The sequence below is a fragment of the Synechococcus sp. H55.9 genome, assembly GCF_047462355.1.
Lineage (GTDB): Bacteria > Cyanobacteriota > Cyanobacteriia > Thermostichales > Thermostichaceae > Thermostichus.
This window is the reverse complement of sequence record NZ_JANSJB010000039.1, coordinates 1-11,652: the sequence shown is the minus strand read 5'-3', so window position 1 is coordinate 11,652 and position 11,652 is coordinate 1. Positions and strand designations below refer to the sequence as shown.

Sequence of the window (11,652 nt, the reverse complement as noted above, 5' to 3'; positions counted from 1 at the left end):
AAGCTCTATCCCCAGGAGGTGCTGGGGGTGGTGGGGGCTTCTGGCAGCGGCAAGAGCACCCTTTTGAGAATTCTCTACCTCCAGGAGACGGCGCAAGGGGAATACTGGCTCAACATCCCCGGCTGGGAGGGGTGTAATCTGCTGTCGCTTTCTCCCTATGAGCGACCTGCGGCGCGGCGTCACTTGGCCATGGTTTATCAAGAAGCTGCCCAGGCCCTGCGCATGGGCTTTGCCGCCCTAACCAATGTTGCTGAGCCCCTTGTGCTCAAGGGGGAACGGCGATTTGAAGTTTTGCAAAAGGAAGCGCAGGCAGCTCTGGAGAGGGCAGACTTCCCCCTGGAGCGGGCTGGGGATCCGCCTACTTTCCTTTCGGGAGGGGAGCGGCAGCGGGTGCAGATTGCCAAAGCCTTGGCTCAAGAGCCAACGGCCATCCTCTTGGACGAGCCAACGACTGGCTTAGATTTGCTGGTGCAGGCAACCTTCTTGGACACCCTACGCCGCCTCAAGCGGCAGTTGGGGATGAGTCTGATTTTGGTTAGCCACGATCTCTCGGTGGTACGGGCATTGGCGGATCGCATTGTGGTTTTGCACCAAGGAGAGGTGGTAGAAGAAGGCCTCGCCGACCAAGTGCTGGAGGATCCCCGCCACCCCTTTACTCAGGATTTGGTTGCCGCAAGGCTGTAGAGAGATGCTGCAAGTTATCGATTTGGAAAAGCGGTTTTTCCTGCACCGGCTGGGACGGGAGGTTCTGGCTTTCAGACAGGTGAGCTTCTCCCTACAAGCAGGGGAGTTGCTGCTCCTAGAGGGCCCCAATGGCGCCGGCAAGTCTTCCCTGTTGCGGACGCTCTATCGCAGCTACTGTCCCACAGGGGGGCAGATCCTTCTGCAGACTCCTCGCGGAAGGGTGGATCTGGCGCGTTTGGGGGATCGCGAGATCTTGTGGATCCGGCGGGAGCACATCGGCTATGTCAGCCAGTTTCTGGATCCCCGACCCCGCACCACCGCCCTGGAGCTGGTGGCGGAGCCGCTGCTGTGGCGAGGTGTAGAAGAAAGCCGAGCACGGCAGCGGGCGGCAGAGTTGCTCCTGGAGCTGAACCTGAAGCCAGAGTTACTGGAGGCTTTCCCCACGGGCTTCTCTGGGGGCGAAAAACAAAAGCTCAACCTGGCCCGCTCGCTCATTCATCCCTATCCCTTGCTGCTGCTGGACGAGCCCACGGCCAGCTTGGATGCAGGGGCCAGGAAAGCTCTGCGGGAGCGCCTTCGCCTTCTGAAGCAGCAGGGAACTGCGCTTGTTGGCGTTTTCCACTCGCCAGAAGACGTGGCGGGCTTGGTGGACAAAACCTACCACCTGGAGGAGAAGCAAGATGTGGCTGTCCGGACTTAAGCTGGTTCTCCCTGACCAAGTGCTCCCGCTGGGATCCCTGCGGCTGGAGGGGGAGTGGATTGCCGAGATTCGAGAAGGGCAGGTGGACGAAGGAATCCCTTTACAGGGGTTAACCCTCGTCCCTGGCGTCATCGATCTCCACGCCGACAGCCTAGAGCCGGAGCTGGAGCCGCGGCCAGGGGTACAGTTGGCTGCCGAGATGGCCCTGGAGGTTTGGGAAAACCGAGCTCTGGCAGCAGGCATGACCACTGCTTTTGTCACCCTGTCCTTTTGGGAGGGCCTGCCCGGTTGGCGCAGCCCGGAGACCGCTTTGGCCCTGGCCGAGCAATTGGTTGCCCTGCGTTCCCATTTGTCGCTGGACTTGCGGATCCATGCCCGCTACGAAGTCTCTCGCCCCTTGGGAGCAGCAGCCGTTCGCCACGCCCTCAGCCAAGGTTGGGTGGATCTCCTTTCGTTTATGGATCACACGCCTGGCCAAGGCCAGTTCCCGACCCTAGAAGACTACGTTCGCTATATGGCCCGTCACCTGGGCCAGCAGCCTGAGGAGGTTGCCGCCAGCCTCAGGAACCCATCCCAGCTAGAAGTTCTCCCTGCCCTTGCCGAGCTGGCCCAGCAGGCAAAAGAGCGGGGAGTCACGCTGGCTTCCCATGACGACGATTCCTCTGACAAGGTTCAGTTGATGGCCAAGCTAGGCGTAAAGGTCAGCGAGTTCCCGGTCACGCTGGACGCCGCTGGCGAAGCCCAACAGTTGGGCTTGCTGGTGGTCATGGGGGCCCCCAACGCCCTTAGGGGATCCTCCCATGTGGGCAATCTCTCCGCCCTGCAAGCCCTGAAGGCGGGATCCCTAGGTGCTCTGGCCACCGACTACTCGCCGGCTACTGCGCTAAGAGCTGCCTTTGCCCTGGCGGAGAAGCAGGCTTTGGAGTTGCCCCAGGCCATAGCCTTGGTCAGCCGCAACCCCGCCCAGGCCGTTGGCCTCCAGGATCGGGGGGCTCTTTGCCCAGGGCTGAGGGCCGACCTGGTGATCTTGCGGGAGAAGCCCTTCCGGGTTATGGGCGTGTTTGTTGCCGGCAGACCTGTCTTTCTCCGCAATGGCCTAGGTTGGCAGGGAGGGCTGGATCCCCAAGGAGTTGGGTCCAGAGTCGAGGCCCCCTAACTCTACTCTAGAGCCGCTCTCGGCAGCAGCTTCCGGGTCGGCTTGTGCTCCAGAGGCCAAGTTGGCCGCTCCAGACGGGTATCCACCAACACAGAGGCCGGGGCGAGATTAACCCGCTCCAGCAGCCGTTGCAGCAGTTGAGCATCGATGGCGTCCCCGCCGCTGGATGGGGTTGCCGTTCCCGCCACCAGGGGAGTGGGGATCGCTTGCGGGGATCCCGTCTCGCCCAGCCCAGGTTCGGCCAACAGCAACTCTGCCACTGCCTGGGCCACCTCATTGCCATATACCCCATCAGGGCCAGAGGGGAGCAGATCCAGCCGTCCCTGCTGAGCGGCCAGGCGGCTTAAGCCCAGTTGCACCGCCACCACGGCCGGGCCCCGCTCCCCCCGCTTGAGGGTGCGCTGGCCGGCCAGAACGCTGTTCAGGTAGGCTTTGGCTGCATCTTGGTCGCTAGCCGGCAGAAGCTGCACCAGCCCTTCCACCCGATCGGTTGTGGAAGCGGCCCTTTCCTGCGGGCGGGGATCCTCCCTCCACAGACGGGTTAGGTCGTAGAGCAAAATGGCGTGGGGGACAGGGCGGCTGGGCTGGTTGGGGCCGGCATGGCCGGTGGCGAGGATCTCCCCTTGGTAGACCAGTGAGGTGCTGAAGCCAGAGTCCAGCAGCACCGCCTCACGGATCCCGATTTTGGGCAATAGGCTGGCCAGGATGGCGGCGTTGACGTGGGTTTTGGTAACCCCGATCACCACCTGATCCTGGTTGTCTACGCCAAAAAAGGCGCGGGGGCGAAACTCGGCGGCGCTGGAGAGGCGAAACGAGTCGATCTCCGCTGGCGAAAGGGCCTGGCCATCCTTGACCAGCCACAAGCCCGCCACAAACAAGTCCGTGACATCCGGCATGAGCTGGCGAAGGTTGTCGAGCTGGGTCATGGTGTCGGGATCAAAGGGTACAAAGCGCAGCCGATCCCTGCCCAGCAGCACCAGGGGACGACCGCGCACCACCTTGTCGTCTTCGGGGCGACCGGGGATGAAAGTCTTGTGGTTGGCGGCCATCACTGGCCCCACCATGACGTTGCTGGCCGAGTTAATCCAAGGGATGGAGAAGAAGCTGCCGTTAATGCCGGCATCGGCCTGGTAGCGCTGGACTAGGGTTCTTACCTCGTAGCGCCGCTCCGCGTGCACTGTAGCTGCCCGTCCGCCGCGGATGGTTAGCACCCGCACCCTGTCGATCACCTCATCGGTCAGGGTCAAGGGTTGCGTCCCATCCAGCCAGTAGTCGGGGCTGCGGCCAAGGGTGAAGGTGCGGGCGCCGATAATGGCCTCGGTGAGGCGAAACTGGTTAAAGCGGCGCACCTCCAGCAAGTTGGGCGACTGTCCCGTAAAGCCGGGATCCATCGTAAAGGACATCCAGTAACCCGCCTCCGCCAGGTATTGCTTCACCCGCTCGTCCCGATTGCCTTCCGGATAGGCGAAGTAGTGGATGGGGTGGCCCAGCTCCTGCTCCAGCTTGGTCTTGCAGTCCAACACCTCTCGCCGCAGGCGGGCATCGTCCAGCAGCCGCAGGTCGGGGGGATGGTTGACGGTGTGGGCGGCAAAGTCAATCAGCCCGCTGGCATCCATCTCCCGCATCTGATCCCAGGTGAAGTGGTCTTTGCTGGTGGGCACGCCGACAAAGCCGGTCTGCACAAAATAGGTGGCAGGGTAGTTGTACTCCTTCAGCAGCGGGTAGGCGTTCTCGTACAGGCCCAGGTAAGCGTCGTCGAAGGTGAGCAGGATGGCTTTTTCCGGTAAGGGATCCCCGTCCCGCAGGTGTTTGTAGAGTTGGTCGATGTGGATGGGGGTCAGCCCCGCCTGCTTGATGGCCTCAAAGTGCTGCCGCAGCTCCGCCGCTGTGGTGTCAAACCAGACCTCTTTGCGGCCAGCCACCACGTCGTGGTACATGATGGCCGGCACGTAGGAGAGGCTGGCCAAGGGATCCAACGCAAAAGGATCCCGCTGCAGTTGCGGCTCTTGGGGGAGGGGCGGGCGCTGTTGGGCTGCCTTGGCCTGGGCGCGGGGGGCAGGGATCTCGGCCAGAGGCGGCAAGAGCGCCGGCAGGCGGCTGGCCCAGTTGGGATGAGCGGTTGCCCAGGCCACCAGGGCGCCGGTCCCAAATCCCAGCAGGATCACCAGCAAGTTTAGAAAGGGGAGCACCCTAGGTCGAGACTTTGCCGGCGCATGCCGAGAGGAATCGGAAAGGCTTTGTCGTGGAGTGGGCGAGGAGTACGGCTGGGATCCCCTTGTCGATCTGGAGCCTGAATTGCCTTGGGGTATCGACCCTCCCAAGCGCGTCGGATGCTGCCGAGACGTCATGACCTCCTCCCCACTCCCGATGGTGTTATCGGCGCTCAAGCGCAAGAGTTGAGCCCTTGCTGGAATGCCTTTTCCCACCCAAAGCCTACCCCCAGACAAGGGCAAAACCAACGCCAGACTACCACCCCTCTCTTCCGATTGGGGATACCCATGCAATCGCCGCCGGAAAAACAGCAGGGAGCGCCCGTCAAAGCCGCTTGGGCTGAAGGGGCCTGGATCGGCAGCCTTGGAGACAGACCCCAGAGGGGGAGCTGGGCCCTACTCAAGGTTGCTCAACAGATTGGACTCTGTAATGCTGACGATCTTGCCCCCCCTTTGGGTGATGCGCTTCACTTCTTGAGAAAGGCGGCTGAAGGGCACTTTGTACTCGACAACGCTCTTGCGCACGCCCCCTCCCACCAAACCGGACACTTTGAGGGTGAAAATCTTGTCGCTGTTGGGTAGGGACGAGGCCGCCGAGGGGGCGACCTGAGCGGCTGGGGCCGCTTCCGCCTGAGGTGCAGGAGCCGCGCTCTCCCGCTCCAAAAGCAGCCGCCAACTGCGGGGATAGGCGGGAGCCAAACGATAAACCACCTTGTAGGAGCCGGTTACATGGTCATCTTCTGACTCCACCCTCACCACTGTTCCCGCCGGGATATCCAGCTTAGCTCCCTTGGACATGACTTTAATTCCAGGCCAATTGGTGGGCACATCCGTCAGCAGCTCGACTTCAAAGGATTGATCCCCCAACAACAACTTGGCCATGTGAATAACTCCGTTTTGCTCGTTAGCAGGCGGTAGCCGAGGATCTGTGGCCGACCACGGCTTCACCGCTAGACATTTTACCGTTGCGGCTGCATCCCCTGAAGCTTTCCACCGGCATCTGTCATCGAAGGTGGGTTTGTTGTAGATTTGTTAAGGAGACTGGTTAAAAAGTTGTAGTTGTCCCAAAGGTGGAGGGATCCCTATGCTGAGTGTGGCTCTGCCCGATCTGTCGGCAACTTCGGATGAGTTGACGGCTGCCTTGCAGCCAGTGGCCCAGTTTTTTGCCGGCTTCAACCTGCCCCAGCCCATTGTGCAATGGGGACATCCTCTGATGATGGGCATTGTGGTGGTGGTCATGGGCAGCTTCGTCGGCCTGACCGGTTGGCGGGGGCGGGTCTTGCGCCTGGCAGCCGCCTCCACAACGCCAGAGGGATCCCTGCCGGAATCGGCCCAAAAGCCGCTCTTGGATCACCGCAAATTGGCTCCCTGGATGGCCACCTTCATTGCCTTGGGCTACACCGGCGGCCTTCTCTCCTTGGTCATGCAGGGCCAGCCCCTGCTGAGCAGCCCCCATTTTTGGACGGGATCCCTGGTGTTGCTGTTGTTGGCGGCCAATGGCGCTTTGTCTCTCAGCGGCTTTGGGGGCAACCGCGAGGCCCTGCGCACCACCCATGCCTATGTGGGCAGCTTCATCCTGTGTGTGCTACTGGTCCATGCCCTGCTTGGAGTCAAGCTGGGCTTGTCCTTGTAATCTACAGACCTTTGGGGAACTCAGACATCGTGATGCCTGTAAACCCCAGAGTGCTCCGGCCAAACTATGAGGCATAGTAGCCCGTAGCCTTTGGGCTTGTTCCCCCCCAAGCTCGTCAAGTCCTCACTCCCCTTGTTGCTCAAAAGAGAAGGGAAGACTGCGGCTTCCCTCGGTCGCGAAGTGGTGCTTAGCACTCACGCAAGTACGGTCAACCCCAAGGACTCCGTCCCGCTGACGCGGTCGGCACCCTTCGCCGGCCTGTCTACAATGAGTGACATCCTGCAACCCCAAGTTCAAGTTAAAGACTGGGTGGTGGGGAGCCGGTGCTTTTGCTATCCTGGCGCATAAGTTCACCTTTATGGCAGGGAAGGGTCGGCAAACTTTGCCTGACACCGAGTGACAGCACCAGCCGCTATGGGCAAGCTTGGAGGGAGGGTGTGACTTGATGTTTACTTGGCTCTGGACGAAACAATTTTCTCGCTTGAACCAAAGGCTACAAAGCTTGGAGGTAGCCCGCGAGGAAAACCTTCTGTCTCCCGATCTGAGTGCCCAAACTCTGCAGGTGGCCCCCGACTTCTGGGAACGGCAGCACCAGGCCTTTAGCTACGTGGATAAGCAGATGCGAAAGCTCAGCCGTCGCAGCAAGATCTGGGGGGGAATGGCGCTGCTGGCTGTTTTGGCCGATGCGGCTTTGGTGGTGGCAGGTCTGGCAGCGTTTCAGTCTTGGCAGCAGGTACAGGCTGACCGCCACTTAACCCGCATTGCCCACCAGGCTGCCGATCCTGTACAGCGAGCTTTTGATGATCTGGTGGCCCAACTGCCTCAGATGAGCGAGACAGAGCGATATCGTGCCCTAGAGGCGCTGCAGGCTCTCTCGGCCATCTCGATGGCGGGCAGCGGCTACTCCTATGGCAGCTCTTCAGGTATCTCTGTGTATAGCTCGGCTCCCACGGTTGCAGCAACTCCCCTGGAGGCCCAACTGCAAACCATCTACCAGCTGGGGCAAATGCGGGCGGTTGAGGCGGTGCCGGCTTTGCTGACCAAGCTTGCGGATGGAGAACCGGTGGTGCGGGAGGCAGCAGCCCGCGCCCTCGGCCAAATTGGGGATCCGCGCGCTCTGGATCCCTTACACGATCTGCTGGCCTACGAGCCCAACGAGTTGGTTCAGGATGCGGCCATTGCTGCGATTGCGCAACTGCTGCGCTGAAGAGCAGGTCAAGCACGCGCCGATTCGCTAGACCGGTCCCAGTGGGTGTTGAGGCACAGAGGATGAGAAGCGACAAGTTCAGCAGAGGGGCCAAGCTGGTGGGGATCCTGTGCTGGGTATGGGGATCCGCCTTGCCGGTTTGGGCCCAGGATCCGTTTCGCAGCGGGGCCAATGCCCGCCCCATCAGCCCGGAAGTGGCTGCGGCGTTTGAGGAGTTCTTCTGCGCGGGCCGCTACAGCCAGAGCCGAGAGAAGCTGGAAATAGCCAAGAAAGCTTCCCCCGACGAGCCGATGGTCTATGCCTTGCTGGCGGCGCTGGCCTACCAAGAGGGGGATCTGGATGCTTTTGCCCAGTTGGCCACCCAAACCCGCCAGGTGGCCGCCGAGATGAAAAAGACGGATCCCTTGCGCGGCAACCTGTATGAGGGGGTGGGCTATGGGTTGGAGGCGGCCAACATCGTGGTGCGGGAGGGGGTGGTGCTCGGCTTGCCCAAGGCATTGCCCACCCTCAACCAATTGTTTGCGTCCATCCGGGCCGCCCAGGCTGTGGACAGCAGCGACCCTGAGTTGAATCTTCTCAACGGCTATATGGATTTGCTGCTGACCTACCGGGAGAAGGCGTTGGATCAATTTCGCCTGGCGGCGCCTGAGTATTTGTCCTACCGCGGCCAAGCTCTGGCCTATCGGGATATGCAGCGCTTTGACGAGGCCTTGGAGGCGGTGGATCGGGCCATTGCTGCTTCCTGCAACAACCCGGAGCTCTACTACCTCAAGGCGCAAATTTTGGTTGCCAAGGGGCAAGACCGGGAGGCTGTCCCCCTTTTCGATCAAGCTCTGCAGGCTTCTGCCCAGTTGCCTAAAGCTTTGGTGTCGCAAATCCAGATGGAACGGGATCGCGCCGCCCAGCGCAGCGGGTTGACCGGCCAGTTGCCTGCCACACCTACCCCTTGATAGATGCCTATGGGCTTGCGCATCAGCGGCAGACGGGCGCTCCAGACCCCTGCTGGCCTGGGTACTCGACCCACCCCTGGGCGGGTGAGGCAAGCCTTGTTCAACATCTTGCGAGGGCAGGTGGAAGGCTGTCGCTGGCTGGATCTCTGCTGTGGGGCCGGTACGGTGGGGGCAGAGGCCCTGTGCCAGGGGGCTGCTTTTGTGGCCGGGATCGAGATCGCCGCCTCTGCCTGTCGCCTTATCCAGGCCAACTGGACCAAGGTGGCCCAGCCGGGGCAAGCTTTTCAGGTGATCCAGGGAGATGCCCGCAAGCTGCTCAGCCGAGGGCTGGGTTTGGAGCCTTTTGATTACGTCTACTTTGCTCCTCCCTACGCGGCGGGTCTGTACGCCCCCCTGCTGCCGCTGATCCCGCCCCTCCTCAAGCCAGGCGGAACTTTGATCGTCGAGCATCGCAGCGGCCAGGAGCTACCCGACCAGATGGGATCCCTGCTGCGCTTTGACCAGCGGGCCTATGGGCAAACGGCGCTGGCTTTCTATCGCAAGCTGGAAGAGCAGCGCTAGGGGAAGGGAGTGCTGACAAAGCCAATTTCCAGAAGCTGCTGGTAGGCCTGGGTGCCCAGCTCCCGGGTTGGAGTCTGGCTCTTGATGACCTGGATCAACCAGCCCACGGCCTCCTCAGGACGTCCGGCAGCCCGATAGACCACGGCCAAATCGTAGGCAGCCTGATCCCGAGCCTGGGCAGCAACGCGGGCCAGCTCCCGCTGCTCTTCGGAGATGCGGTTTTGGATCCCGGCGAAGGCACGGGAGAGATCTTGGTGGTAGTTGGAGCGCTGGTTGTAGGCGTCGAACACCTGTTGCAGAAGCTGGATGGCCTGGTCGTAGTTTTGCGCTTGGATGGCGGCATCGGCTTCGGCGGCCAATTGTTCAGCTCGCAACACACTGAGGGCATTGCTGGGTTGCTCGAGAGCGCGAAACTGCTGCGGGTTGGGAACGAGCTGCTGTCCGGCGGGCAGCTCTTGAGCCGTGGCCCAGAGACTCGAGCCCGCGCCCAGGACAAGGCCGAGCAACAAGCCGAAAGCCAGCCGCGCCCAAGAACGGCGCAGAAGGTTGAGCCCCTGGGCAGCGGCCTCTTGGCGCCGACTTTGGCCGACAACAGCGGGACGTCGTCCGAACATTGGCAGGTAACCCTCAAAACCTCGTTGACCCGTTCCACTCTACCTCACTCTGCGTGGCTCTGCTGCAGCTCAGGGATCCCCTCAGCCAGGGGTTGCCGAGGAGGTGGCTGCGCAGCCTTGGCGGGAGTGGAACTGGGCAGGGATGGGGCGGGTTGAGCCTGAGAGGAGGTCTTTTCCGGCCTCAGCGGCAAGTTCATAATCAGCTCGTACATGCGCAGGTATTCCAGCGCCGAGCGATGCCAACTGAAATCGGTGGCCATGCCCCGCTTTTGCAGCGCCTGCCAGGTGTCTTTGTGCTGAAAGGCCTCCCAAGCCCGCGCCAAGCAGGTGTAGAAGTCCAGGGCTTCGTAGCGATCAAAGCAGTAGCCGGTGCCGGTTCCCTTGCTGGGAATATGATGGCTGACGGTATCCACCAGCCCCCCCGTACGGCGGACGATGGGTACACACCCATAACGCATGGCGATCATCTGGCTGATGCCACAGGGTTCAAAGCGGCTGGGCATCAAAAAGGCATCGGCTCCTCCGTAGATCAACTGGGCCAGTTGCGGCTGGTAACCCTGTTGATAGGCCATTCTGCCCGGGTGCCGCTCGGCCATCTCCCGGATCCGCCCCTCGTAGTAGGCTTCGCCGCTGCCCAGCAAGACAAATTGTGAATCGCTATAGGCCAAAAAGCGATCCAGGGTTTGGATGAGCAAGTCGATCCCTTTCTGTTCCACCAAACGGGCCACCATGCCCAGCAGGAATACGTCAGGGTTGACGGTCAAGCCCAGGCGGGCCTGTAACGCAGCTTTGTTCACCGCCCGACCGCTCAGATCATCAACGCTGAAGTTGGCCTCGAGAGCGGGATCGGTGCGGGGATCGAACTGCTCGGTGTCGATCCCATTCAGGATCCCCCGCAGGCGCTCCCCTTTCCAGGCCAGCAGATCCTGTAGGCCCTCTCCATGCAGAGGGGTGCGGATCTCCATCGCATAGGTGGGCGAAACCGTATTCACCTGGTCGGCATAGAGGATCCCGGCAGCCATGGTGTTGTGGGCGGAAAAATACCAGGGCAGCCAGGTCATGCGTTCCAGTTGCCAACGCCAGGGCCCTTGATAGGCCAGGTTGTGAATGGTGAAGACGGTGCCGATGTCAGGAGCCTGGTGCATCCAGGCCGGGATCATGCCGGTGTGCCAGTCGTGGCAGTGGATGATGTTGGGTTTCCAAGGGTAGTAGGTCCAGGCAAATTCGGCCACGGCGTTGGCAAAAAAAGTAAAGCGCCAGAACTCGTCCTCGCCGTAGTAAATGCGGTGGGGGGCAAAACAATAGTGGCTGACCAGGTAGAGGGGCACATCGGTGCCGGGCAAAACGCTTTCGTAAATATCGGCCACCTGGCCCATGACCTGTTTGGACCAGATGGGATCCTTGGAGCGGGGATATTGCTCCGGTTCCGGGCCGAACTTGTCCCAGAGAAACCCGTACAGGGGCATGATGATGCGCACATCCTGCCCCAGCTTGCGCAAAACGACGGGCAGGGATCCCACCACATCCGCCATGCCCCCCACCTTTGCCAGGGGTGCTGCCTCCGCCGCTGCAAACAAAATCCTGGCTTGCACCACAATGCCCTCCCTATCGCGATGACCTTTGTCTTGCTGAGGCGGACGGCTCCCGGCCCAGTTCCCTCGGCCAAAACCCTCCCCATCCTAAAACACAAGGGATCCCTATGCCGGCCAAGCCGGGGCAGAGCCTTATCCTGAGAAGGTGTTGCAATTTATTAATTTTTCGTAAGATAGAAGGACAGTGCCGCTCAGAAATACTATGAGCGCTGCTGCATTGCACTTTATTGGTTTCATCGGTTGTCTTTTTTCTGGAGAAGATCGTCCTATGACCATCGCGGTAGGGCGCGTACGCCAGGAGCGAGGATGGTTCGACATCGTCGATGACTGGCTCAAGCGCGACAG

The 11,652-nt window shown here is 61.3% G+C and carries 11 protein-coding genes; 7 read left to right on the top strand and 4 right to left on the bottom strand.

The genetic code is table 11. The annotated features are described in order from the left end of the window. From NW857_RS06820 to NW857_RS06810, 3 genes are all read left to right on the top strand, one after another. Positions 1-684, top strand: a 684-nt coding sequence (locus NW857_RS06820; protein ID WP_414368417.1) for an ATP-binding cassette domain-containing protein, incomplete at its 5' end; no start/stop codon positions are given. A gap of 4 nt (positions 685-688) precedes the next feature. Next, positions 689-1,384 (top strand): ATP-binding cassette domain-containing protein, encoded by a 696-nt coding sequence (locus NW857_RS06815; protein ID WP_414334497.1) that lies wholly within the window; start codon positions 689-691, stop codon positions 1,382-1,384. Further along, positions 1,365-2,540, top strand: coding sequence for an alpha-D-ribose 1-methylphosphonate 5-triphosphate diphosphatase (locus NW857_RS06810; protein ID WP_414368414.1), 1,176 nt, complete (start codon positions 1,365-1,367; stop codon positions 2,538-2,540). Before NW857_RS06815 ends, NW857_RS06810 begins: the two co-directional genes overlap by 20 nt. 2 nt (positions 2,541-2,542) lie before the next feature. Here NW857_RS06810 and NW857_RS06805 read toward each other — a convergent pair whose 3' ends face one another. Together NW857_RS06805 and NW857_RS06800 are read right to left on the bottom strand one after the other, a co-directional pair. Next, on the bottom strand, positions 2,543-4,672 hold the full coding sequence (locus NW857_RS06805; RefSeq protein ID WP_414368412.1) for a polysaccharide deacetylase family protein: 2,130 nt from the start codon (positions 4,670-4,672) through the stop codon (positions 2,543-2,545). A gap of 474 nt (positions 4,673-5,146) precedes the next feature. Beyond that, positions 5,147-5,632 carry a phycobilisome linker polypeptide gene (locus NW857_RS06800; RefSeq protein WP_414334493.1) on the bottom strand — a complete coding sequence of 162 codons (486 nt, stop codon included), beginning with the start codon at positions 5,630-5,632 and terminating at the stop codon, positions 5,147-5,149. 202 nt (positions 5,633-5,834) lie between these two features. Here NW857_RS06800 and NW857_RS06795 point away from each other — a divergent pair, with 202 nt between their 5' ends. The 4 genes from NW857_RS06795 to rsmD all read left to right on the top strand — a co-directional run bounded on the left by NW857_RS06795 (position 5,835) and on the right by rsmD (position 9,101). Then, positions 5,835-6,383, top strand: a complete 549-nt coding sequence (locus NW857_RS06795) for a DUF4079 domain-containing protein (RefSeq protein WP_414334492.1) — start codon at positions 5,835-5,837, stop codon at positions 6,381-6,383. Positions 6,384-6,828: 445 nt separating this feature from the next. Then, entirely contained in the window at positions 6,829-7,590 is a 762-nt protein-coding gene (locus tag NW857_RS06790) for a HEAT repeat domain-containing protein (RefSeq protein WP_414334518.1), read from the top strand. A 62-nt stretch (positions 7,591-7,652) separates the two neighbouring features. Further along, entirely contained in the window at positions 7,653-8,540 is an 888-nt protein-coding gene (locus NW857_RS06785) for a Sll0314/Alr1548 family TPR repeat-containing protein (RefSeq protein ID WP_414368410.1), read from the top strand. Between the two features lie 9 nt (positions 8,541-8,549). After that, on the top strand, positions 8,550-9,101 hold the full coding sequence (gene rsmD / locus NW857_RS06780; protein ID WP_414334488.1) for a 16S rRNA (guanine(966)-N(2))-methyltransferase RsmD: 552 nt from the start codon (positions 8,550-8,552) through the stop codon (positions 9,099-9,101). Here the strand turns inward: rsmD and NW857_RS06775 are convergent. Further along, entirely contained in the window at positions 9,098-9,715 is a 618-nt protein-coding gene (locus tag NW857_RS06775) for a hypothetical protein (protein ID WP_414334486.1), read from the bottom strand. The genes rsmD and NW857_RS06775 overlap by 4 nt on opposite strands. Before the next feature lie 44 nt (positions 9,716-9,759). Further along, positions 9,760-11,310 carry a glycogen synthase GlgA gene (gene glgA, locus NW857_RS06770; protein ID WP_414336905.1) on the bottom strand — a complete coding sequence of 517 codons (1,551 nt, stop codon included), beginning with the start codon at positions 11,308-11,310 and terminating at the stop codon, positions 9,760-9,762. Positions 11,311-11,652: the final 342 nt, after the last annotated feature.

Bases quoted from the DNA above. Each gene is read 5' to 3' on its own strand.
- NW857_RS06815 (WP_414334497.1), top strand. From the start codon at position 689: ATGCTGCAAGTTATCGATTTGGAAAAGCGGTTTTTCCTGCACCGGCTG.
- NW857_RS06810 (WP_414368414.1), top strand. From the start codon at position 1,365: ATGTGGCTGTCCGGACTTAAGCTGGTTCTCCCTGACCAAGTGCTCCCG.
- NW857_RS06800 (WP_414334493.1), bottom strand. From the start codon at position 5,632: ATGGCCAAGTTGTTGTTGGGGGATCAATCCTTTGAAGTCGAGCTGCTG.
- NW857_RS06795 (WP_414334492.1), top strand. From the start codon at position 5,835: ATGCTGAGTGTGGCTCTGCCCGATCTGTCGGCAACTTCGGATGAGTTG.
- NW857_RS06790 (WP_414334518.1), top strand. From the start codon at position 6,829: ATGTTTACTTGGCTCTGGACGAAACAATTTTCTCGCTTGAACCAAAGG.
- NW857_RS06785 (WP_414368410.1), top strand. From the start codon at position 7,653: ATGAGAAGCGACAAGTTCAGCAGAGGGGCCAAGCTGGTGGGGATCCTG.
- rsmD (WP_414334488.1), top strand. From the start codon at position 8,550: ATGGGCTTGCGCATCAGCGGCAGACGGGCGCTCCAGACCCCTGCTGGC.
- NW857_RS06775 (WP_414334486.1), bottom strand. From the start codon at position 9,715: ATGTTCGGACGACGTCCCGCTGTTGTCGGCCAAAGTCGGCGCCAAGAG.